We start from the raw sequence: 23,462 nt of genomic DNA, 5'->3' as shown, positions 1-23,462 counted from the left end.
TTCTCGCAAAACTAACAATTAGTTTTAAAACTAAACGGCTCTCACAAACAATTGTTTGTAAGAGCCGTCCAACATTAAAAAAATAAACTATTATGGGTTCTGTTTGGGCCTCGCCGTATTATCGTGCCCGCTGTGAGGTTTTCTTTCATTCATTTTATCTCTCATCATTCCTTCAGACTGAAACAGTTTTAATACCTTTTGGCAAGGAATCACCTGCTGCATCTTATCAGCATATTTCTTTCGGTTATCCAGCAGCCTCTGCCCCACTTCGAAACTCTGCTGTAACTTTGCTTTTGCTTCATCATCAGATAATGCTTCCGGATTAAAATTGGGATTAAACTGGCCCTTTATCTGTTTTTGATTCTCAAGATACTCGTTATAAAGCTGCGTAAATTCTGTTTTATCACTGGCATCAATTTCGAGATTTTCCAACACCATATTATTTCTAAACTTCTTGAGAAGCTCTTTTCTTTCTTCCGGAGAAAGATTGTTTATTACCTCCTTTCGTTGTTTAGGATCCATCTTTTTCCAGTCATAATCTGTAGTCTGCGCATTTTGTGCATTCAGACCAAAACCATACATAATAAAAAGTGTAAATAATATCTTTTTCATCTTTCTTAATTATATAGATCTAAATAAACGTCCTGGGTTGAGTTACTTGCCAACTCTGAAATTTCAGAATTAGAAAACGAATCCAGATATTCATTCATTTTAGTTTCTTCTTTCTTATTCCCTGTTTTCACAGGCTTCTGAGATGTTATATTTTCATTTCTGTTTTCAGAAGTATAGGAAACCGTTTTACCCTTTTGATTACTAACTGTTTGATTAGTATTTTCAACAGAAGTTAAATCTGCTTCAAGCGTTTCATAAGCACGCTCTCCCTCTGTCTTTGGCTGCTCCCTGTTGATTGCATATGTTTTCGGATTCACTCCATCATTTGCAGTATCATTGTCAGAATTAATAACATAGGTAGCCCCAAATATCAAAGCAAGTGAGGCTGCAGCGGCATACATCCAGTTCAGCTTGAAAACCGGTGCTTTTTTATCCACTTTCACTTCGTTCATTACCCTGTTCTGGATATTTTCAAATAAATCATCCGGAACCTTGTAAATATTTTTTCGTTCTAGTTTTTCTATGTCGAACTCTTTCATCTTTGTTTGGTCAAAAAATTATCTCTCGTAATTTTCTTTAATATATTCTTCTATTTTCTGTTTGGCATAATGATAATTCGTTTTCAGGGTCCCTACAGACATATCTACAATTTTTGATATCTCTTCGTAAGGCAAATCATCATAATACCGCATCATAAATACCAGTTTCTGCTTTTCGGGCAGGCTTTGTATGGCGTTCTGGAGAAACAGCTGTATTTCTTCTGCATCTCCTTCTGTATTATCGGCCACCAGATTCTGCATATAATATTCCGGATCTTCATCCGTTTTCTGCATTTTCTTCATCTTATTTACCTGCTGTAATGCCTCGTTGGTGGCAATCCTGTACAACCAGGTATACAGCTGGCTGTCATTTTTGAACTGGTGAAAATTCTGATAGGCTTTAATAAAAGTCTCCTGCAACGTATCCTGAGCAAGATCTCCATCCACAATAATTCTTCTGATATGCCAGTACAATCTGCTTTGATAAGCATCCATCAAGGCACGGACACCTTTTTCCTGGGTCCGTGGATTCTGCATCAACGAAATAATTTCCGCGTCCTTAATCTTCATAAGATGCTTTCACTGTTTTGGATTACAAAAATAGCCGAAAGTTAAATTACTTATTCAATTTTCAGTCCAAATATTTAAAATAATATGAGATCGTTACGCTCTGAGCTTTAGGCAGCGGGCCTTAGAAGACTTATCATAAACTTCTGCCCTTCTGTTTCCATCTTCCTTTAAAATCTTATATTTGTTAGATGCAAATTGTAATTATAGGTTCCGGTAATGTAGCCTACCATATGGCAAAAGCTTTTAGTCTGAATAGTATTCCATTAACACAGATTTTTGGAAGAAACAGCGAAGAACTGAAGAAAATTTCTGAGGAGCTGAATGTTCCTTATTCCACAAAGCACCTGGAAGACGCAGATCTCTACATCATCTGTGTAAGTGACCATTCGGTGGAAAACGTCTCTAGAATGATCACTAAAAAAAACTGTTTGGTTGCCCATACTTCAGGCTCTCTGCCTATGGAAATACTGTCAGGAGAATATAGAAAATCAAGCTTTTATCCTTTACAGACCTTTTCAAAATCAAAAGCACTGGATTACGAAAAGATTCCGTTTTTTATTGAAACAGAAAATGAACAGGACCAACAGCTTCTTTTTGATCTCGCTTCCAAAATTTCAGATAACGTCATGGAAAGCAGTCATGAAAAGAGAAAATATATCCACCTTACTGCGGTTTTTGCCTGCAATTTTGTTAATCATCTCTTCGCAAGAGCTAAAGAAGTTTCGGATTCACAGGAAATTCCGTTCGACTATTTTCTGCCGCTGATTGATGAGACGGTGAAGAAAATTCATGAAATTGAGCCCAAAGCGGCACAAACCGGACCTGCTGTAAGAAACGATGTGAGAGTACTGGAATTACATGAGCAGCTATTAAAAGGCGAAAGTCTTGAAATTTATAAGACAATGAATCATTCTATTCAGAAAATGTATGAGTTATAAAGAGAAATTAAAAGATATCAAGGCGTTTGTATTTGATGTAGATGGAGTTTTTACAGATGGAAGTGTTTATCTGATGCCTGGTGGAAATATGTGCAGAGTAATGAATGTCCTGGACGGATATGCAGTAGTTAAAGCTTTAAAAAACAACTATTTAATAGGAGTAATCACCGGAGGAAATGATGATATGGTAAAACACAGAATCAATTATCTGGGCATTGATGATTATTATCCCAAATCACATAATAAAATGGTTGATTTTGAAGATTTTAAAAAGAAATATAATCTTAAAAATGAAGAGATTCTTACGATGGGTGATGATCTTCCGGATATCCACATCATGGAAAGCTCCGCAATCGCTGTATGCCCAGAAAATGCTGTTCCGGAAGTAAAGGGTATATCTGATTATATCTCAACCAAAAAAGGAGGCAGTGGAGCAGTACGTGATGTGATAGAGCAGGTGATGAAAGTTCAGGGGAACTGGCACGACGATAATACCCAATCTGTATAAAATCAACCTATGAAATTACTTTTAGCATCCCAATCTCCAAGAAGAAAAGAACTGCTTTCAAACTTAGGTTTTGATTTTGAAGTGGTCAAAATAGACTGCGAAGAAATTCTTCCTGAGGCTATCAAAATAGGAGAGGCTGCAGCTTATCTGTCTGAATTAAAAGCAAAAGCATTCCGCGATTTAACCACTGATGAAGTTTTAATAACAGCCGATACCGTCGTTGCTTCAGAAGGACAGATTCTTGGAAAGCCAAAGGATAAGGCGGAGGCCAAACATATGCTTCGAATGCTTTCCGGCAAAACACATCAGGTGTATACAGGAATTACCATACAGTCTGTTGATAAGACCTTTACAGAAACCGATGTAGCAGACGTAGAACTTGATGAAATTTCAGATGATGAAATAAACTATTATATTCAGAATTATAAACCTTTCGATAAAGCGGGCAGTTATGGTATCCAGGAATGGCTGGGTATGGCCAAAATCAAAAAGCTGAATGGAAGTTTTTATACCATTATGGGGCTTCCTACCCATTTGGTTTACAAAATTTTGAATGAAATATAAATATTATTCATTATAAAATTTTATTATTTTTACAAAATCATCAACTGCTGATAATAAAAAGCAGATAAGAGAGTTATATTGAATAATGAAAAAGAATATATTATTCCTTTTAATCATGTGTATCGTTGCTTCCTGTGCTACCAAGACCAAAAAGCCGGAGCAACGATCAAAATTCATGAAAGGATTTAACACATATTACAATACCCTTTTTAATGCTAAAGACGCATTAAACAGTGAATTTACGAGCAGAGACAAAGGACATAAGGATAATTTTTATGCTCCTTACATTCCCATCCTTACCTTTGAAGATCAGCCTTTGGGAAGTGATTTGGGACAATCAGCCGCATTTGCTGAAAACTCCATGAAAATGGCTGAAGTAAACAAACCTTCAGGAAGAGGTGTTCCAGGAATGCCACCCGGAGCACAACCGGGAATGCCAGATGCACAGGGCCCAGGAACTGCTGACAGTCAACAAAATAAAGGAGCTACCACCCTCGAAATTGCTGAAGCTAAAGCCCAAAAAGCCATCAACAAATATTCTGTCATCAGAAATGGTGAAGAAAAAAACAAAAAAATATTTGATGCTTATATGATTCTTGTGCAGTCAAGAATTTACCAAAATAAGGCAGTCCAGGCTCTGGATGCTCTTAACTATGTGTTCACTCACATGAAGGAAGACAAAAGGCTTCCTCTGGCACGAATTTACCAGGGGGTCGCTTATTCTAAAATCAAAGATTATCATAAAGCTCAGGAAACATTTGCCAAGCTAAAAGGAGAGGATATTAATAAAAGCTATGCAAAACTGCTGAGTATTTATCATTCTGAGACTCTTTTGGAAGCTGGTAAACTGGATGAAGCAGCCGTTGAACTGGACAGAGCATTTGATCTGAACTCGGACAGGAAGCTTAAAAGCAGGATAGCCTATCTGAGAGGTCAGGTTTCTGAAAATCTCGGCCAAAATGACAAAGCCCGTGAAAGCTTCACTCAGGCTTACAAATATGCCAATGATTTTGAGTTTGAAGTAAAATCCCAAATCGCTATTGCAAAGACTTTCAATGGAAAAGGAGATTATAATGGTGCTAAAAATTATCTTGAAGGCATCAGTAAGAAAGGTACATATGGCTCCAGAAAAAATGAGTTTTACTATGCTTTAGGCTTAATGGCCAATAAGGCTGGAAAGAAAGACGAAGCACAGCAGTTCTTTAAAAAATCTTTATTTGAGAAGGTTTCTGATCCACAGGTAAGAGGTCTTACGTATTATGAGATAGGGAAGAGTTATCTGGAAAAAAACGACTATATCGGAGCAGGAACATATTATGATTCGGCCTTAACGGTAATGACTTACGAGCCTTCTAAAATCCTTTTGAAAGACCAGTCTGAGTATATCAAGAAGATTTCCAAAAACTACTATCTGATCAAGAAGAATGACAGTATTCTTTCTTTAGCAAGGATGAGTGATACACAGAAAGCCGACTTTTTCACCAAATATATCGCTAAACTGAAAGCTAAAGAGGAAAAAGAAGAACAGGAGAGAATACGGGCAGAAAGAAGCAAAGGCTTCGACAGCGGAGACTACAATGCCAATTCTATATTTGCCAATAACACTAATTCTTTTGAAGATTTTGGGGTAACTACCAAAGGATTCTATTTCAGTAATACCGGAACAATAAGCAAGGGAACATCTTCATTTAAACAGGTTTGGGGAGACAGAGCGTTAGCGGATAACTGGCGTTATTCTAAAAAAATGGCATCTATCGAAGACATGAAAAATGAAGCTCTCGGCGTAACTTCGGCTCCTAATCCGAGACGTTTTGAAACCACTTTTTATATTGAACAGATTCCTACCGATCAGGTGAAATTAGGGCAATTAAAGAAGGACAGAGATACAGCTTCATTAGGACTGGGAGTGATGTATCAGAATTACTTCACCAATACTCCATTGGCAACAAAAACACTGTATGACCTTGTTGACGTAAAACCTGAGGAAAAAGTAATGCTTCAGGCGCTTTACGAGATCTTTGCCATGAATTATCAAAAGAATCCCCAAGCCTCAGAAAGGGCAAAACAGATTCTTTTAACGGATTATGCTTATACATCTTATGCAGAATTTGCAAGAAATCCTAAGAACAATTCCTTTGTAAAATCATCAGAAGATGTTGAAAATGAATATAAAAAAGCCTACGCTCTTTATGAATCTGAAAAGTTTGGAGAAAGCAGGGACATTATAGATCAGACGATACAAAAATTCCCTAAGGACGCTCTTATTCCAAAGTTTCATCTGCTGAATGCTTTCAATACGGGAAAAACAAGTGGGAAAGAGGTGATGATTCTGCAGCTTGAACAGATCGCACTGAATTATTCTAAAACACCTGAGGGTATCAAAGCCAAAGAAATGCTGAATTATCTTAAAAGTGATCTGGCCTTCCAGGCAACGGATAATAGAGGAAATTCTGTTTCTCAGGTTCCTGAAATGCCGTCACAACCGATGCAGAAGCCGGTTAATGGTGCTCCACAGGACCCGAATAATAATAATAATAATAATAATAATAAGCTCCTTCAGCCGCTACCTGAAGCTGATCTGGCAAAGCCTGATAAAAAACAGAAATTAAAGAAGCTGAAAGAAAATCAGCCCAACCAAATTCCGGCAAAACCTCAATAAAAAGAAAAGCGAAGATCTATTCTTCGCTTTTCTTTTTCTTTACACCGTGGAAATCTTTGAGATAAAAAGGCTCAAAATAGGCAATATCTTCAAATTCCTTTTGATCGATTTTTTCGAGAGTTCTTTTGATCAGGTACTGTGCAGAAGGGTAGACATCTTCTCTAAAATCTGCATGGGGAAGATCTAAAATATCTTTAGCCTTCTTTGCTCCGTCCCCTACAAAAATTACTTTTTTATCTTTAAATTCTTCAAAAGAAGTTTCATCTAAAATTTTGGCTTCGGTCTGAAATCTTTCTTCCCCTGTCTCGCCGTCATAAACGGCCGTATAAACCTCCATTCTTCTTGCGTCAATCAACGGCACCACATAATCATAGTTTTTGCCTAAAAAAGGCTCTATCATGCTTTCCATCGAATTTACTGCTGTAAGGGGAATTTTCAGCCCATAACAGAATCCTTTTGCGGAAGCTGCTCCGATCCTTAACCCGGTATATGAGCCGGGCCCTCTACCCAAAGATACAGCCTCAATATCTTTCATGGTGAGTCCTGCACCTTCCAGTGCCCATTCTACATAAGTGTGAAGACTTTCAGACTGTTTGTAGTTCTCGGAGACTTCTTCGCAAAGGCACAGGAGCTTTTCGTCGTCTGAAATAGCTACAGAGCAGTTTTTGGAAGAGGTTTCCAGATATAGAATTTTCATCTCTTTAATTTTTAAGCTGATTGGCAAATTGCAAAAGGCAAAATTGCTTCAAATTCGTGCAAATTTATGGCTTTATTTCGACACTCTGACGACTCCAGAGTTTCCACACCGCATTCTTTCTTATCCAAATCTCAAGCAGAGCCAGTTTCATTTCGAAATCCTGATTTTTATACGTTCCCGAAACTTTTATTTTTCTCCTGATGCTTACTGTATTTTTATATTTTTTGATTTCAGAAAGCTCTGTTTGCTGAATCTCTCTGTAAGTCACCTTTTTTGATGAAAAATCCTTTTTGAAATCTTCAAAACTCTGTATCCAACCGTTAGAATGGCCAAAAGAAACATCTGGCTGCAAAATATCGACTATCTTTTCATCATTATCCTGTAAATAGGCATCAAGGAGCTTAATACTTCCCAATAGTTTTTCATCTTTTTTAGAAATGCCTATATTTTGACAACTCCAAAAAGCAAATGAGAAAAGCAGTATAAAAAGCGATGCTTTTTTCACTTTATTTTCTGTAAATCGTTCTCGGCTCACTTTGTGCGCTTGGATAAATGGTCATATCTGACACCATTACGTGTTTAGGAGCATTCACGCAGTAGGCGATAGCATCGGCAATATCTTCAGCTTTTAAAGCTTCATATCCGGCATAAACGGTGGCCGCTCTTTCGCTGTCGCCTTTGAATCTTACCAGTGAGAAATCTGTTTCCACGGCACCCGGCTGAATATTGGTCACTTTGATTCCAAATTCCGTAAGTTCCAGTCGCATTCCTTCGGAAATTACGTCAACTGCTTTTTTAGTTGCACAATATACAGTTCCGTTTGCATAGGTTTGCCTTGCTGCCACTGAACTAATGTTTACGATATGACCTGAATTTCTCTCCTTCATAGAGGGGATGATCAATTTAGAAACATATAAAAGTCCTTTAACGTTACCATCGATCATAGAATCCCAATCATCTGTCTTTCCAGCAGAAAGAGGCTCCAAACCATGTGCATTTCCTGCATTATTAATTAGAACATCAATATTCTTCCATTCCTCCGGAAGAGAATTGATCGCTTTTTCAACTTCTTCAAGATTTCTTACATCAAAAATCAAACTAAATATTTCGGTATATTGGGAAAGTTCAGATTTTAGTGATTCTAAAACTTCGTTTCTCCTTCCACAGATAATAATTCTGTTTCCCTGTCTGGCAAGAAGTTCTGCCGTAGATTTTCCTATTCCGGAAGTTGCTCCGGTGATGAGTATTGTTTTCATAAATATTATATTATAATGTAACAGTAAACAGAATAAGCGTTTTGCATTGGTACACTGCTAAATTATTACCTTTTTTTGTTTTCTTTTCATTACATATCTGTAGATGCAAAATTCAACTAACGGAATCAGCATGAGCAATATCAAGATGATAAGAATTCCCTTGATAATCGTTTTAAACTGTGATTTCAGAACCATCAGAAACAAATTCTGAATCTTTACAACAATAGAAGATTCCACATCTTTTGAATCCAGCATGATGAGCTTACTGGTCAATTGATCAAACTCGCTGTACGAAATACTCTCTGAGATATTCACATGAGGCACTGCATTAAGCATTCCATACAAAACAAGGGTATGGATTCTCTCGCCGTATTTTTCAGCAAACAAAGAAGCCAGCCAGTTTTTGGGACTGTCTACTACCTGATATTTCGTGTCATATGCTTTTACAATATCTACAATCCTGATCTTTGTATTCTGATTACTTGTACTAAGATCTGATACCACCAACTGAAGCTTTCCAACAAACTGCTTTTTGGATTGTTCGTCTTTAAAAGCATAGTAAGTACCGGCATTGTATGTTTGTTGCGAAATAGAGTAGCTGTCCTTCTTAAGTGCCTCGTATGCGCCCCAAAACAGTCCTGCTTTAAGAGAGAAAATGATGTTGATGACAAAAATAGCCGGAATGTAGAGTTTTACTGCGCAGTTATAATATTTATGTTCTCTTGAAAGAACCTTATATTTTTTTAGAATCAGACTATAGATAATGCTTAGTATTATGCCCAGTATAAAGCACAAAGACATATAGAAAATGATTTTAAGCGGATAGTTTTTGAGGACATAAACTACCACAGAGTATATGACTTCCCAATCTAAATTATTCATAGTTAATTGGCATCTAAAGCTTCAAAAGCATCGGTTATATGGTCAATGGTCAATTTCTTCATTTCATCGGGAAGAACAGAAATAATATCAAATCTTACTTCATTATTCCTGTTAAATTCTTCAAGATAATGGTTGGCTGCAGACACGATCGATTTTATTTTGGTTTTGGTCACTGCTTCCTGGGGGAGCATAAAAGCATCGGTAGAACGTGCTTTCACTTCTACGATAATAATTAAATTTTCTTTTTCAGCAATGATATCAATTTCAGCTTTCTGAAACCTGAAATTCCTCGTAAGAACTTTATAGCCTTTCTTCTGCAGATATTCAGCCGCAAGATCTTCTGCTATTTTACCGAAATCGTTGTGAGTTGCCATCTTTCAAATTTAGGGGTTTGAGCGTAGAGAGCGTTTATTGAGATTGGTATCTTTTAAAAATCAATCTTAACCTTATCTCCAATCTTCATGGTAACTTTTCCACCAATAATCAAAGGCCGGTTGTCTTTAATATGTCCATTCGGAAATCCGAAAACAGCAGGAAATTTATACTTTGAGATTCTGTCTGAAATCAGTTTATAAGCAAATTCATCAAAGCTTTCTTCATAGCTTTTATTCTCTTTCTCATCGCCCATATTAGTCATTCCTCCGATGATCAGTCCTTTTATTTTAGTGAAAACTCCGGCTAATTCAAGACTCATGATCATTCGGTCCAGTGCATAAAAGTTTTCACCGATATCTTCAATAAATAAAATCTTATCCCTAAAGTCAAAGGAATATTTGGTTCCAAGAAGCGCATAGATCAGGGCTAAATTACCTCCAACCAGTTCTCCTTCAATGTTCCCTTTCTTATTAAATTGATGAGCTTTTAAAGCATATTTGAGGCTTTTCCCCTTTAAAATATCAAAGATCAGCCCATAGCTTTCCCCAGTCACTCCAAAACTTGAGGTTTTGATAGTCTGCCCGTGAATGGATGCGAAACCTTTGTTTAGTAAATAGCTTTGTATAACCGTATTATCAGAGTAGCCGATATACCATTTAGGATTTTCTGTAAAGTTTTTCAGTTTTAGATGCTGAACCAGATGCTGGCATCCGTAACCGCCTCTGGAAGCCCAGACTGCTGAAATCTCTCTGTCGTTCAAAGCCCAGTTCATATCTTTTAATCTTTCCTTTTCCGTTCCTGCGTAGTTATATCCATTTGAAAACTTAGTATAGAGATGTTCTCCCAATACAGGTTCAAAACCATTGCTTTTGATCATTTCTATACCTTTTTCAAGCTGAGATGGATCTACAGCTCCGGCAGGGGAGATAACAGCTATTTTAGCTCCTTTTTTAAGAGTTTTTGGAAAGATTATTTTTTTCATTCTGTTTTCTGGTATTTGATTTCCTTTTTCTCAGCTTCCTCTAAACGTCTGTCAAACTGATTGAATTTCTTAAAACTCTGCAGAAAAATAAAGAAACTGAACACAATAAGAATCCCGCCTACAATCCTTCTGATCTTGTTGGCGAGTTTCTGGGTAAGTTTATCATGGAATTGTTTTGCTAAGAATATTTTGGCCAGGTCAATACACAGATATGTTCCAATCACAATACCTACATATAGAATAAAACTGCTGGTATCAGGATACTGATTCCGGACAGAAATTACTGTAACCAGCCAGAAAAGAATAACTCCTACATTCAACAGATTAAAGAAAAAACCATTGAAAAACGTTTTAAAATAGTTTTGGCCAATGATTCTTTCTTCACCGGGCATATGCATTTTGGTTTTGGTAACCATCATCACAATCCCGTAAACAAATATAAGAATTGAAGTGATCCGGTAAAATCCGGGATGTTTATCTATTAAAGTGACAATATCTGCACTTGCATAATAAGCAGCAACAATGCATAATATATCTGCCGTAATGACTCCGAGATCAAGTGCCAGAGCATGCCTGGGTCCTCTGGAAAAACTGGTTTCAATTAACAGGAAAAAAATAGGTCCTATAAAAACCAGGCTCAGCATAAACCCTAAAACAACGGCAGAAAGTACAAGTTCAAACATTCTATTCTAAACAATTTTCATTATAAAAAAACTGGAAATCTTTCCTGATTTTTAACCCAAAGATACCTCTTTCAAATGTATAGGTAATCTGGTTTTTAAACATCATCCTTTTGTAATCGATAAAAAAACTCCTGATCATATACTCATATTCATAGGCATTTCCGCTTAAGTAGATGTAGGTAGTCTTTCCTACCTGACGACTATGAGCGCCTCCAACATAAGATGATTGTGCCCTATAACAATAGGTTTCTTTTGTGGGATTCATTCCTGTAATATAATTGATCAGAAAAAAAAAATTAATTACAAGCGGAAATTTAATCAAAAAAAAATATTTTTTCCCCTCATTTCCAATATTAATCCTGTTTTTGTTGATTAAAATATAACACGATACAATAAGAAGGAGGATAACTGCTACAAATACATAAAAATTGAGAACCGTTTTAAAAATAACAGTCACAAGCAAAATCGCATTCAGAATACTGAATACGATCGCTTTATCAATTTTAGTCATTAGTCAACAATCTTAAAGTCCAACTGTTTTTGAATAAGGTTGGCTTTTACTACTTTGATCTGAACTTCATCTCCTAACTGATGTTTTTTACCCGTTCTGCTACCATAAACGGCATGGGTCTTCTGATCGTATGAATATGAATCATCTACCAGGTCTCTTAATTTGATTAACCCTTCAGCTCCGTTTTCAGGTATTTCAACCCAAAAGCCGAATTCTGCCACACCTGAGATCACTCCGGTAAAGGTTTCTCCAAGATGTTTTTCCATAAACTTCACCTGCATGTATTTAATAGAATCTCTTTCCGCATCGGCAGCAAGTCTTTCCATAGCACTGCAGTGTTTTGCTTTGTCTTCGAGTTCCTGCCTGCTTGGAGATTTACCTCCATCAAGATAATGTTGTAAAAGACGGTGGGCAAGAAGGTCAGGATAACGTCGGATAGGAGAGGTAAAGTGACTGTAGTATTCAAAACCTAAACCATAGTGTCCGATAGGTTCTGTAGAATATACCGCCTTGCTCATACTTCTCATCGCCAGCGTTTCGATCATATTTTCTTCTCCTTTTCCTTTGACATCAAAAAGAAGTTTATTCAATGATTCTGCAACTTTCTTAGTGTTGTCAAGGTTCATTTTATATCCAAATGTAGAAACAAAATCTCTTAATGCTTCCAATTTAGCAGGATTGGGATCATCGTGAACCCTGTAAATAAAGGTATTGTTGCTTACTGTTCCTTTACTCGTCAATGATACAAATTCAGATACTTTTTTATTCGCTAAAAGCATGAATTCTTCGATCAGATGATTGGAATCTTTACTTATTTTAAAGTAAACTCCAATTGGCGAATTATTTTCATCCAGGTTGAATCTTACTTCACTTCTATCGAAAGTAATCGCCCCGTTTCTTACACGCTCATCACGCATAATCTTGGCAAGTCTGTCTAAAGTATTGATTTCTTCAGCAAGATCTCCCTGTCCCGTTTCTATACGTTCCTGAGCTTCTTCGTACGTAAATCTTCTGTCTGAATGAATCACTGTTCTCCCAAACCACTGCTTCTGAATTTCTGCTTTGTCATTCAGCTGAAAAACTGCCGAAAATGTATATTTATCTTCATTAGGACGAAGTGAACATACATCATTACTTAAAACTTCCGGAAGCATAGGAACCACACGGTCTACAAGGTATACCGAAGTTGCTCTTTTATAGGCTTCATCATCCAGCATAGTTCCCGGAACTACGTAATGGGAAACGTCTGCAATATGCACACCTATTTCCCAGTTTCCATTTTCTAATTTTCTTATAGAAAGCGCATCATCAAAATCTTTTGCATCTTTAGGGTCGATAGTGAAGGTACAGATATCACGCATATCCCAGCGTTTTGCAGCTTCTTCACTGGTGATTCTTCTGTCGATTTTATCGGCATCAAGCTCAACTTCCTGCGGGAATTCATACGGAAGCCCATATTCTGCAAGAATAGAGTGGATCTCAGTTTCATGCTCACCCGGAGCACCCAGTACCTGAATGATTTCTCCCTGTGGATTTTTGTCTCCCGGTCTCCATTCAGTCATTTTTACAACTACCTTGTCCCCGTTTTCAGCTCCTCCGAAGTTTGCTTTTGAAATAAAGATGTCAGTATTGATCGTTTTTTTATCACAAACTACAAAACCAAAGTCTTTATGAGCTACGAGCTGAAATGTTCCTACAAATTCAGTTCTTGTTCTTTCCAGAACTTCCAATACGGAGCCTTCCAGTTTCTTACCTTTGAAATGATAGGTAATAATTAAAACTTTATCTCCCTGAAGAGCATCTTTTACATTTTTCGAGTGAATAAAGACATCATCTTCCAGACCTTCTACTTTTACATAGGCGTTACCGGACTGATTAAAATCAATGATTCCTGTTAATGTTCCTGCAATTTTCAGATTAACGATATATTTTCCTTTGTCTACTTCTTTGATCTTCTCAGAAGCCTGAAGTTTGTGAAGGCTTTGAATAACAAGCTCTCTCTGGCGGGGATTTTTATAATCTATTCCATCTGCGATCTGTTTATAATTATAGATTTTTGATGAATTAGTATTCATGAAACGAAGGATCAGTCTTCCGATTTCTATCAGTTTCTGTTCGTTTTTATGGCTTATATATTTACCTTTTCTTGGCATTTTTAATATTATTTAATTGTTATTATTTGTAATAATCCGATTTTGCAATTTCTGTTACTTCAGAATTTTTAAACTCAAAATAATAAACGAGATCTCCCATAAGAACTTCTACCTTATTATTTTTTTCCTCCATATTAAGAGATATTTGAATGAAATCACTTTCAGGAATTATTACTTCTTTATTTGTTACTGTTTTAACAAAATTTCCTTTGGCGTTAAAAACGACTCTGTAATCAAGTTTTGATTGGGGAATACCTTTAAAATTGATCTGCTCCAAAAAACGTTTGTAAGCATAATCGTAACCACGCGGTACCGGAATAATTGTTTTTTCCGGAAAAATATTTACAAACTTTCTGAAATTTCTGTCATCCCAGAAAGATTTGTACTTTAACCTACTTCTTAAATTATCTGCTGAATAGTCTGTTCTATCCATTCCACATCCGGCTGAGAAAATATCTAAAATGGATATGTACAGTATTTTATGTTTAAAATATTTTTTTTCAATCTTTTTAAAAATCTGATCGGCCAGCGCATGATAATTATTGTTCTTAGTACGCGCTAAAAAATCTTCTTCTACTTTTTTTAATTCTTCTTCTGAATAATAATGTCTGATGATATCAGGGCATCCATTCATCTCAACTTTTCCTGCTACAGCTGGACATGCATCATCTTTATCCAAAATACCGCACCATCTGCATCCGTCCATGGACATCCTTTATTTTCCATAGGTCCCGGCACTTCAAAACAGAAATCATCTTTATCAGGAATCCCATCACCGTCTGAGTCCGGACATCCTTTAAATTCAGCCAATCCCTGAACATTGGAACATTCATCAAGATAAAACAGAACACCATCTTTATCTTTATCAGACATGCAGGTTCTCCGGCTGTTTTCCTTTATGCATTTTTCAAAGGCATCTCTATCCGCTATTTCCTGAGCATGGAAACAACTTATAACGAAAAATAGTACGGCAGATGCTTTGATCTTCATTCAGGTTTAAATTTCTTTATTAGTCCAACAGCATCAATTTTCCTTCCAATTTTTTTTCAATGGAAACTTTAGTTTGTATAAAATTACTACAAATATGGAGAAGAGGGGAGAAAAACCTTTGAATAATATCTTTTAAATATTTGAGGTTCTGTACGGAAATAATAGACTGGTAATTTCTATTGGCTGGTACAAATGTACAAAATAAATAATAAATAAGGCCTGCAATTTGATTTACAGGCCTTTATATATTTAGCAAACAGCAATTTTGTCAACTCTGTTTTGGTGTCTTCCCCCTTCAAAGTCTGTGGAAAGAAATTTCTCTGCAATTTCCATAGCTACTTCCTTAGAGATAAATCTCGCAGGCATTGAGATCATATTCGCATCATTATGCTGTCTCGCCAGGACTGCAATCTCCGGCATCCAGCAAAGTGCGCATCTGATCTTCTGATGTTTGTTTGCTGTAATCTGAACTCCATTTCCGCTTCCGCAGATCAAAATTCCCAATTCATTTTCACCGTTTTCAACAGAGGCTGCTGCCGGGTGTACAAAGTCAGGATAATCCACACTGTCTGTGGAAAACGTGCCAAAATCCTGAACATCAAATCGTTCTGATAGATAGTTCTTAACAATCTCCTTATACTCATAGCCTGCATGGTCTGCAGCAATCGCTATTTTTCTTTTCATAATACCTGTATTAAGTCTTTTTAGATTTTATTTCATGACAAAGGTAAGAATAATAACAAAGTCTGTTAATTAATCGGGGGTAATTTGTGAAAAGGTATGTGAATAACTGTGGAAAACTTTTTCCAACTTTCTATTTTTAAAGAAGAATTTATTTCGTAATGGGAAATGTATTTGGAAATTTCACTCACAACTTTCAAATTGTTTTCTTCACTTACTCCAAAGTTTTTCCATAATTAAATAACTAATAATGGATTTGTGGGAAAGTTATTCACATCTGTTAATAAGTGTGTGAAAAGACAGATTTACAATATTTTACAATGTGAATTAAATATGAATTGAATAAAAATTATTTGTTACCAATTTTTTTGATAAAACTTATCCCCGAAACTAACAATACTCAACAACAACTACATTATTCTTTTCTTTAAAGAGAAAAAAATTGTTGATTAGTGGGTGATTGGGTTGGGGGAAAGTTTCGGAAAAGTTTTAATTCGGGGGATCTGTTGAAAAAGTTTAAAAGCTTACATTTGTGAAACGAAAATTCAACGATATTTATGAAAACAATCAATGATTTCAATTTTAAAGACAAGAAGGCTCTGGTAAGAGTGGACTTTAATGTTCCGCAGGATGATCAGCTAAAAGTAACGGATAATACGAGAATTGCTGCTGTGAAGCCCACAGTGGAAAAAATTCTTAATGACGGAGGTTCCGTGATCTTAATGACGCATCTTGGAAGACCAAAGGGTGAAGTGAAAGATGAATTCTCTCTTAAGCATATCGTAGATGAAGTTTCCGGCGTTCTTGGAAAGGAAGTGAAGTTTGTGGATGAATGTATCGGAGAAAAGGCTGAAAAAGCTGCTGCTGAGCTTTTACCCGGGGAAATCTTATTGCTGGAAAACCTGCGTTTTCACAATGAAGAGGAAAAAGGTGATGAAGGTTTTGCAGAACAGCTTTCAAAACTGGGGGATGCTTTCGTGAATGATGCATTCGGAACTGCTCACAGAGCGCATGCTTCTACTGCTGTTATTGCTCAATATTTCAATTCAACTAAATTTTTCGGTTTACTGATGGCTAAAGAGCTTCAGGCAATCGATAAAGTATTGAGAAAAGGGGAGCGACCAGTAACTGCTATTTTAGGTGGTTCTAAGGTTTCAACTAAAATTACCATTATAGAAAATATACTTCCTGCGATTGATAATTTGATCATTGGCGGAGGTATGGCATTTACTTTTATTAAAGCCTTAGGTGGAAAAATAGGAGACTCATTGGTGGAAGAGGATAAGCTTCCTTTAGCTCTTGAGATTCTTGGAAAAGCTAAGGAGCATCATGTAAAAGTATATCTTCCTTCAGATGTTATTATCGCTGAAGCTTTCAATAATGATGTTGAAAGAAAAGAGGCTGATATTTATGCTATCCCTGAAGGATGGATGGGACTTGACGCGGGTCACAAATCCAGAGATCAGTTCAATGATGTTTTGTTAAATTCAAGAACAATTCTTTGGAATGGTCCGATAGGAGTTTTTGAAATGTCAAACTTTGCAGGAGGAACAATTGCTCTTGGAGACAGTATTGCTGAAGCGACAAAATTGGGAGCATTCTCTCTTGTTGGGGGAGGTGACAGTGTTGCTTTTGTGAAGCAGTTTGGCTACGATGAAAAAGTAAGCTATGTTTCTACAGGTGGAGGAGCAATGCTTGAAAGTCTGGAAGGTTTAGAACTTCCAGGAATTGCAGCAATCAACAAATAGATTTTATTTTTTCTATATATAGAAGACCGTCAGCTATGGCGGTCTTTTTATTTTATGGAAAGTAAATTTTTTAGAATAGGTCATATTCATTGATGACTGTCTATTTGAACTTAAAATAGAGTATCTGAGAAAATCACTACCTGATTTCTAAATTTGTTAGGAACATGTGTATATAGTTTGTTTTTTGTAAATATTTTTTCTCAGTGAAAACAGATGGTATGTTTTCTATTGGATCTATTTTTTTCGCGTGATATTTTTTAACCATATCCTGAATTTTTGTAAATGCACTAAGGAATATTAATTTTTCATTTTTTCGTGTTTTTTGGTTATGTCTTTTTTTTGAATTCTTTGATACCATAATTTTTTTTGAAAATTTTCAATCGTCTATAAATTAGAGAAGTCCCGATTTTGTTTTCCAATTTTTTTTGGAGAGTGGGGTAGGGGAGTTTTAATTTTGAGTTACTTCAATTTTTTGACTGTACTCAAATTAAAAAAATAAAACCCGGAAATCTCCGGGTTTTTGTATTTTTTGGTGAAAATTGATGAAATTTGACCGTCATAAACGGCTCAAAAATCGATTTTCTATCTTTTTTCGATAATGTATATCAAACTTGAAAATTCGTTTGAAAAAAGCGCCTTTACGTTTGAAATTGTTCCGTAGACTATTGCTTTCAGCCAAAAAAGAGGTGATTTTTTGTATTTTTCGCTCAACATAGAGATGTAAAACGAATCCAGGACCAGAGGTTTGATTTTTCTCATTTTCCAATCCGGTTTCTTGGAAATTAAATTTTCCATACCATTTTTAGAGAAATGATAAATATGCCTAGGTACATCGTATGCTGCCCAATATTCTTTGTAATGTTTTGCATCATAGGAAGTAGGGTTGGGAACCGCTATAATAAGAAGTCCTTTATCTTTTAATTTCCCGTGAAATAGTTGAAGCATTTCATCCTGATTTTCTACATGCTCAAAAACATGCCATAATGTGATGGCATCCAGGCTATGATCCGGAATACTTTGAATATTATCCAGGACTGTTGCTTTTGATATTTTACTGAGAGCTGCTTTTCTGGCATCGTCATCTGGTTCAAAGCCAAAAGTTTCAAAATCGTTTTCTATATACTTAACAAATTCTCCTGCGCCGCATCCATAATCAAGAACTTTCGATCCTTTTTTGATTCTATCTGCGAGGATATTTTTTTTGTATTGCAGATTGAAGGACTGTAAGAATTTATACAGCTTTTCTTTTAAGCTTCCGGAATCCTGATGGTGGGAAATATAATCTTCGCTTTCGTAATATTTAGAAATATTGGATGGGATAGGAGAGGTTTTAAAAACTCCTTTTGTTTCCGTTTCTTTTATTTCAAATATTTCCTGTGAAAGAAAATGATCTTTTATTCTCATTGAATTGATATCTTGATATTGTAAAAATAAGGTATTTATGGGGTAAGTTTAAACGTATATAAATACCTTATTTTTTGCTTTTAATTTACAAATGTTTCACGTGAAACATTTTTGATTTAACGTCCCAAATAGACCAGTAAAACGTTTATATCGGCAGGAGAAACACCACTGATCCTGCCTGCTTGTGCAATAGTTTTAGGTCTTATATTAGACATCTTCTGTTTTGCTTCTAAAGAAAGGCTCGAAATGCTTTTATAATCAAAATCCTCTGGAATTTTTATATTTTCGAGACGATTAAGTTTAGCTACATTTTCCTTTTCCTTTTCTATGTATCCCTTATATTTAATATTGATCTCAGCTTGCTCACGAACTTCATCATCATATTGAGAAGAAAATTCTTTAATAACATCTATAGCATCAAGTTTTTCCAGAGTAATATTAGGTCTTGTAAGGAATTGTGATGCTCTGTATGCCTGATCTACAGGATTACTGTCAATAGTTTCTAAAATAGGGTTGATCGTACCAGGCTTTAAAGAAGTTTCTCTTAAAAAGCTTTCAAGTTCCTGACTCTTAGATACTTTGGTTTCTACTTTTCTTAATCTGTCTTCTTTGGCAAGACCTAAATGATAAGCTTTCTCCGTTAATCTGATATCAGCATTGTCCTGTCTTAGTAAAAGTCTGTATTCAGCGCGCGAAGTGAACATTCTGTAAGGTTCTTCTGTACCTTTTGTAATAAGATCATCGATCAGTACACCAATATAAGCTTCATCTCTGTTTAGAATGAAATCTTCTTTGTCGTGTACTTTATTATGCGCATTGATACCAGCCATTAAACCTTGCCCAGCTGCTTCTTCATATCCTGTAGTTCCATTGATCTGGCCGGCAAAATATAAATTGTCAATCAGTTTTGTTTCTAAAGTATGTTTCAATTGGGTAGGAGGGAAGTAGTCATATTCAATGGCATAGCCCGGACGGAATACTTTTACATTCTCGAAACCTGGAATATGTTTCATTGCTTTAAGCTGGACATCTTCAGGTAGAGAAGAGCTAAATCCGTTGACGTAGATCTCAACTGTTCTCCATCCTTCCGGTTCTACGAAAAGCTGATGTCTTGTTCTTTCTGCGAAACGGTTGATTTTGTCTTCTATACTTGGACAATATCTTGGACCAAGACTTTGAATCGTCCCATTGAACATCGGGCTTCTATCGAAACTTTCGCGTAAAATATCGTGTACCGTTTCATTGGTATAAACGATATGGCAGCTTAATTGTTTTGTCAATTTCGGAGTATCTGTATAGCTAAACTTCTGAGGATTTTCGTCTCCTTTTTGTTCCTCCATTTTTGAATAATCAAGACTTCTTCCATCTACTCGGGGAGGAGTTCCTGTTTTCATTCTTCCTGCTTCGAAACCTAAACTTACCAGCTGTTCTGTAATTCCGAATGCTCTTGGTTCGCCCATTCTTCCTCCGCCTAATTGTTTATCTCCAACATGAATTAATCCATTAAGAAAAGTTCCATTAGTTAAAACGACAGATTTACTTTTTATCTCGATTCCTAAAGAAGTAACAACTCCGGTTACTTTATTATTTTCAACAATAAGCTGTTTCACCATATCCTGAAAGAAATCAAGATTGGGTGTGTTTTCTAATGCCAATCTCCATTCTTCCGCAAAAAGCATTCTGTCATTTTGGGTTCTTGGAGACCACATCGCGGGACCTTTGGAAAGATTCAGCATTTTGAACTGGATGGCAGATTTATCAGCTATTATTCCGGAGTATCCTCCCATAGCATCAATCTCTCTTACGATCTGTCCTTTTGCGATTCCTCCCATTGCCGGGTTGCAACTCATCTGTCCGATGGTCTGCATATTCATTGTAACAAGTAGGGTTTTTGAACCCAGGTTCGCGGCAGCTGCTGCTGCTTCACAACCCGCATGTCCGGCACCTACTACGATGACGTCGTATATATCTGAAATCATTTTTATATTGCTTATTTAAAGCTTTTAATTTAATATTTTCTAGGAATGTTTCACGTGAAACATTTTTAGAGAATGCACTCTAAGTGAGTGGTAATTACTTCTAGCTTCTAGCACTTTACGAATCGTTTCTTAAGTGATTCTTTAATTTATTCAGGATTTAAATCTCTGAATTTAGCCAGGTAAAGATCTTCCATTCTCCGCATCTCTTTTTCTTCTTCTTCTGTCTTATCCTTGTATCCTGCGAGGTGAAGAATGCCATGAGCCAAGACTCTTTTTAGTTCCTCTTCGTAATCTCTGGATAGGGTAGAAGCGTTATCTGAAATACGCTGCAAAGATACAAAAATCTCACCGCTTATTGTCTTACCTTTTACATAGTCGAAAGTGATGATATCGGTATAATAATCATGCTGCAGATAATCCTGATTGATCTTCAGCAGATGCTCGTCATCACAGAAAATATAATTGATTTCGCCCAGTTTTTTGTCCTCTGAAAGTATAATGTCTTTCAGCCATTGTTGATAATCTGTATTAACAGATGCCTCTAAATTTTCGTAAAAGAATTGTATCATTGTATTAAAACCAGTGTCCTAAAATAACACTGAATATGCCTTTTTGATTGTTTTTAAGTGAGTGGCTAAAGTTAATTTTAATCTGCCCGAAAGGAGATTTATATCCGGCAGTAAGTCCTAGTGAACTATAATTTACTTTAACTGCATCTTCAAATTTAATGTCTTCTGAGAGATTAGCAAAGCTAAAATTCCCGCTGATGAAATAGTTTTTATTAAATTTAAACTGAACATCATTTGAAATGAGAATAACATTATTGGTGTTGAGTTGTGCAAAATAGAAGCCTCCGAAACTTCTGAAGTTGATTAAATTCTGTTCAAAGATTCCTCCTAATCTATATTGGTAAAACTCCGGAAGATTATCTCCAATTGTAATTCCACCGTAAAGGTTAAGACGGTAGGAGAACTGCTTTGAGAGTGGAATATTTAGCCTGATGTCAGCTTTAACCTGTATGATTCTTTTGTCTACCTCAGACTTTAAAAGGTCAATTACTTTACCTTCTGCATTTATATAAATACCTCTGGATGGAAAATCTTTGTCATTCTGTGTATCGCTCTTTAAGAATACGTAAGGGTTTAGAAAGCGCATATATCTTTCATGTACGCCATTGATTTCGGCTCCAAAATAATCATGGCTTATACCACCTCCAACTGCAAATTTATCCTTCCATACAGACTGAATATAGGCCTCATTTCTAAACCATTCCCATTTATCTACAACATTATTGTCTATATTTTTCAGATCAAAACTCATTCCCGAAGAGTAAATACCAAATCCAGGTATGTATCCGTTGTCTATAAAATAATTCAGATAATATCTTGGTTTGTCACCTACGACAACGTCTAGAGAGAGATTAGAATTTTTAAATAAAAGACGTTTTCCTGAATAATTGAGAAGAAGTCCTGTTTTGAATACTTCATCATAATGGAGTCCTACTTTTAAAAAATGACGGGCTTCGTCTTCTGTAACGTAAAGTTTTAAATAATTCGCATCATTTTCAGGAATGATATCATAATTGATGAATCTGTAGTTATTTGTTGCAACAAGTTTATCGATTTTCTTATTGATACTGCCGTAAGTCTGCATAGACGGAAGACGGAGTCCCATTTTCCCTAGAACATAGTTTTTGCTGTATATTCTGCCTCCATCGAGTGAAATGCTGTCAATCTTATATACGTTGGAATATATGGGGTTTACACGCTCTCTAAGACGGTCAAAAGACTTCTTGGGAAGCTGATCCAATATCTCAGTATATTTCATTCCTTCTATATACCCGCTGTCAAGAATTTTTTTCTTGTCATCATAGCTGGTTGCCGTCATTCCCTTTAGGTTAGGCTTGATATTGATATCGGTGTATTTATACTGTTTTCTGGTATCCCTTTTAATTCCGAAATCAATTACCTGATTCAGGATGGATATAATGTTACTTAAATCCTCTCTTGTCGATAAATCCTGATTAAGGTCAACACCTATGACGATATCAATTCCTTTGTCCTTTAACGGCTTTGAAGGATAGTTGACTGTCATGGCTCCGTCTATATAGATACTGTCACCAATTTTTACCGGATCCATAAGAGAAGGGAAAGCTGAGCTGGCCATAATGGACTGCACGAGATCTCCTTTTTCAAATATCTGCATATTGCCACTTTCAAGATTGGTAGCTACACACATAAAAGGAATTGGCAGTTTGGAAAAATCGTCAATATTGGAAACATTTTTGAAAAGTTCTTTGAGAAGGTATACATTTCTCTGTCCGGAACTTATAGAAGAGGGAAGGGATATCTTTCCATTTTTGAGAGGTATGGATAAAAGATATTTATCCACAGATTTATTAAAGAAAGAAGACTCCTGTCTGGATTTGGGATCCATGATCAAAGAATAGAAATCGGTATCCATGACGATTTTTTCTATTTCTTTACCCGAATATCCTGAAGCATACAGGCCGCCTACAATGGCTCCCATACTGGTTCCGGAAATATAATCGACTTTGACTCCCAATGAATCTAAGACCTTCAGTACTCCGACATGTGAAAATCCTTTGGCACCGCCTCCGGCAAGGGAAAGGCCTATTTTGGGATTTTTTGGTATGACCAGATCCTTTTTCACTTGAGAATGGATCATTAGGAGCTGGAATGCGAAGAGAAGGATCAGGAGTTTTCTCATA

Annotated in this window: 22 protein-coding genes and 1 pseudogene; 5 read left to right on the top strand and 18 right to left on the bottom strand. The window is 36.2% G+C overall.

Annotation, left to right across the window (positions count from 1 at the left end; all coding sequences use genetic code 11):
- Positions 1 to 90 precede the first annotated feature (90 nt).
- From IW16_RS03595 to IW16_RS03585, 3 genes are read right to left on the bottom strand one after another with little or no spacing between them, the layout of a single operon-like run.
- Positions 91 to 612, bottom strand: a complete 522-nt coding sequence (locus IW16_RS03595; RefSeq protein WP_034739775.1) for a hypothetical protein — start codon at positions 610 to 612, stop codon at positions 91 to 93.
- Positions 613 to 617: 5 nt separating this feature from the next.
- A complete protein-coding gene (locus IW16_RS03590; RefSeq protein ID WP_034739773.1) occupies positions 618 to 1,151 on the bottom strand; it encodes a hypothetical protein in 534 nt (177 codons plus the stop codon).
- 18 nt (positions 1,152 to 1,169) lie between these two features.
- Positions 1,170 to 1,721 carry an RNA polymerase sigma factor gene (locus IW16_RS03585; RefSeq protein WP_034739772.1) on the bottom strand — a complete coding sequence of 184 codons (552 nt, stop codon included), beginning with the start codon at positions 1,719 to 1,721 and terminating at the stop codon, positions 1,170 to 1,172.
- A gap of 188 nt (positions 1,722 to 1,909) precedes the next feature.
- Between IW16_RS03585 and IW16_RS03580 the strand changes: the two genes are divergently transcribed.
- The 4 genes from IW16_RS03580 to porW all read left to right on the top strand — a co-directional run bounded on the left by IW16_RS03580 (position 1,910) and on the right by porW (position 6,390).
- On the top strand, positions 1,910 to 2,659 hold the full coding sequence (locus IW16_RS03580) for a Rossmann-like and DUF2520 domain-containing protein (RefSeq protein WP_034739770.1): 750 nt from the start codon (positions 1,910 to 1,912) through the stop codon (positions 2,657 to 2,659).
- Complete coding sequence (locus IW16_RS03575) at positions 2,649 to 3,167, top strand: KdsC family phosphatase (RefSeq protein WP_034739768.1); 519 nt, start codon at positions 2,649 to 2,651, stop codon at positions 3,165 to 3,167. Before IW16_RS03580 ends, IW16_RS03575 begins: the two co-directional genes overlap by 11 nt.
- A gap of 9 nt (positions 3,168 to 3,176) precedes the next feature.
- Positions 3,177 to 3,731 (top strand): Maf family protein, encoded by a 555-nt coding sequence (locus IW16_RS03570; protein ID WP_034739766.1) that lies wholly within the window; start codon positions 3,177 to 3,179, stop codon positions 3,729 to 3,731.
- 85 nt (positions 3,732 to 3,816) lie between these two features.
- Positions 3,817 to 6,390: a type IX secretion system periplasmic lipoprotein PorW/SprE gene (gene porW / locus IW16_RS03565; protein ID WP_117590622.1), complete on the top strand. Its 2,574-nt coding sequence runs from the start codon at positions 3,817 to 3,819 to the stop codon at positions 6,388 to 6,390.
- A 16-nt stretch (positions 6,391 to 6,406) separates the two neighbouring features.
- On the opposite strand, the gene tsaB is transcribed toward porW, so the two are convergent.
- From tsaB to rpiB, 11 genes and pseudogenes are all read right to left on the bottom strand, one after another.
- Positions 6,407 to 7,087, bottom strand: coding sequence for a tRNA (adenosine(37)-N6)-threonylcarbamoyltransferase complex dimerization subunit type 1 TsaB (gene tsaB / locus IW16_RS03560; protein ID WP_034739764.1), 681 nt, complete (start codon positions 7,085 to 7,087; stop codon positions 6,407 to 6,409).
- A 64-nt stretch (positions 7,088 to 7,151) separates the two neighbouring features.
- Positions 7,152 to 7,622, bottom strand: coding sequence for a nuclear transport factor 2 family protein (locus IW16_RS03555; RefSeq protein ID WP_165571949.1), 471 nt, complete (start codon positions 7,620 to 7,622; stop codon positions 7,152 to 7,154).
- Positions 7,594 to 8,343, bottom strand: coding sequence for an SDR family NAD(P)-dependent oxidoreductase (locus IW16_RS03550; protein WP_034739758.1), 750 nt, complete (start codon positions 8,341 to 8,343; stop codon positions 7,594 to 7,596). The genes IW16_RS03555 and IW16_RS03550 overlap by 29 nt, the downstream gene beginning before the upstream one ends.
- A gap of 57 nt (positions 8,344 to 8,400) precedes the next feature.
- Complete coding sequence (locus IW16_RS03545; RefSeq protein WP_034739755.1) at positions 8,401 to 9,225, bottom strand: hypothetical protein; 825 nt, start codon at positions 9,223 to 9,225, stop codon at positions 8,401 to 8,403.
- A gap of 2 nt (positions 9,226 to 9,227) precedes the next feature.
- The gene (locus IW16_RS03540) at positions 9,228 to 9,599 is read right to left on the bottom strand and encodes a YraN family protein (protein ID WP_034739754.1); all 372 of its coding nucleotides are present in this window, start codon (positions 9,597 to 9,599) and stop codon (positions 9,228 to 9,230) included.
- A 53-nt stretch (positions 9,600 to 9,652) separates the two neighbouring features.
- The gene (locus tag IW16_RS03535) at positions 9,653 to 10,582 is read right to left on the bottom strand and encodes a S66 peptidase family protein (RefSeq protein WP_034739751.1); all 930 of its coding nucleotides are present in this window, start codon (positions 10,580 to 10,582) and stop codon (positions 9,653 to 9,655) included.
- The gene (locus IW16_RS03530; RefSeq protein ID WP_034739750.1) at positions 10,579 to 11,265 is read right to left on the bottom strand and encodes a LysE family translocator; all 687 of its coding nucleotides are present in this window, start codon (positions 11,263 to 11,265) and stop codon (positions 10,579 to 10,581) included. The genes IW16_RS03535 and IW16_RS03530 overlap by 4 nt, the downstream gene beginning before the upstream one ends.
- Before the next feature lies 1 nt (position 11,266).
- On the bottom strand, positions 11,267 to 11,776 hold the full coding sequence (locus IW16_RS03525) for a hypothetical protein (RefSeq protein ID WP_034739748.1): 510 nt from the start codon (positions 11,774 to 11,776) through the stop codon (positions 11,267 to 11,269).
- On the bottom strand, positions 11,776 to 13,929 hold the full coding sequence (gene rnr, locus IW16_RS03520; protein ID WP_034739746.1) for a ribonuclease R: 2,154 nt from the start codon (positions 13,927 to 13,929) through the stop codon (positions 11,776 to 11,778). Before rnr ends, IW16_RS03525 begins: the two co-directional genes overlap by 1 nt.
- 619 nt (positions 13,930 to 14,548) lie before the next feature.
- Positions 14,549 to 14,796 (bottom strand): annotated as a pseudogene (locus tag IW16_RS26855) (thrombospondin type 3 repeat-containing protein); the annotation flags it as partial.
- Positions 14,797 to 15,168: 372 nt separating this feature from the next.
- Positions 15,169 to 15,603: a ribose 5-phosphate isomerase B gene (gene rpiB, locus IW16_RS03505; protein WP_034739740.1), complete on the bottom strand. Its 435-nt coding sequence runs from the start codon at positions 15,601 to 15,603 to the stop codon at positions 15,169 to 15,171.
- Positions 15,604 to 16,157: 554 nt separating this feature from the next.
- On the opposite strand from rpiB, the gene IW16_RS03500 reads away from it, so the two are divergent.
- The gene (locus IW16_RS03500; protein WP_034739738.1) at positions 16,158 to 17,348 is read left to right on the top strand and encodes a phosphoglycerate kinase; all 1,191 of its coding nucleotides are present in this window, start codon (positions 16,158 to 16,160) and stop codon (positions 17,346 to 17,348) included.
- 582 nt (positions 17,349 to 17,930) lie between these two features.
- On the opposite strand, the gene IW16_RS03490 is transcribed toward IW16_RS03500, so the two are convergent.
- The 4 genes from IW16_RS03490 to IW16_RS03475 all read right to left on the bottom strand — a co-directional run bounded on the left by IW16_RS03490 (position 17,931) and on the right by IW16_RS03475 (position 23,461).
- Positions 17,931 to 18,752, bottom strand: a complete 822-nt coding sequence (locus IW16_RS03490) for a class I SAM-dependent methyltransferase (protein ID WP_034739734.1) — start codon at positions 18,750 to 18,752, stop codon at positions 17,931 to 17,933.
- A 116-nt stretch (positions 18,753 to 18,868) separates the two neighbouring features.
- A complete protein-coding gene (mnmG, locus tag IW16_RS03485; RefSeq protein WP_034739733.1) occupies positions 18,869 to 20,731 on the bottom strand; it encodes a tRNA uridine-5-carboxymethylaminomethyl(34) synthesis enzyme MnmG in 1,863 nt (620 codons plus the stop codon).
- A 146-nt stretch (positions 20,732 to 20,877) separates the two neighbouring features.
- A complete protein-coding gene (gene ybeY, locus IW16_RS03480) occupies positions 20,878 to 21,300 on the bottom strand; it encodes an rRNA maturation RNase YbeY (protein ID WP_034739732.1) in 423 nt (140 codons plus the stop codon).
- 4 nt (positions 21,301 to 21,304) lie between these two features.
- Positions 21,305 to 23,461 carry a patatin-like phospholipase family protein gene (locus tag IW16_RS03475; protein WP_034739731.1) on the bottom strand — a complete coding sequence of 719 codons (2,157 nt, stop codon included), beginning with the start codon at positions 23,459 to 23,461 and terminating at the stop codon, positions 21,305 to 21,307.
- Position 23,462 lies beyond the last annotated feature (1 nt).

The organism is Chryseobacterium vrystaatense (assembly GCF_000737765.1).
In the GTDB taxonomy this organism is placed as follows: Bacteria; Bacteroidota; Bacteroidia; order Flavobacteriales; family Weeksellaceae; genus Chryseobacterium; species Chryseobacterium vrystaatense.
This window is presented reverse-complemented; position numbering and strand designations above follow the sequence as displayed.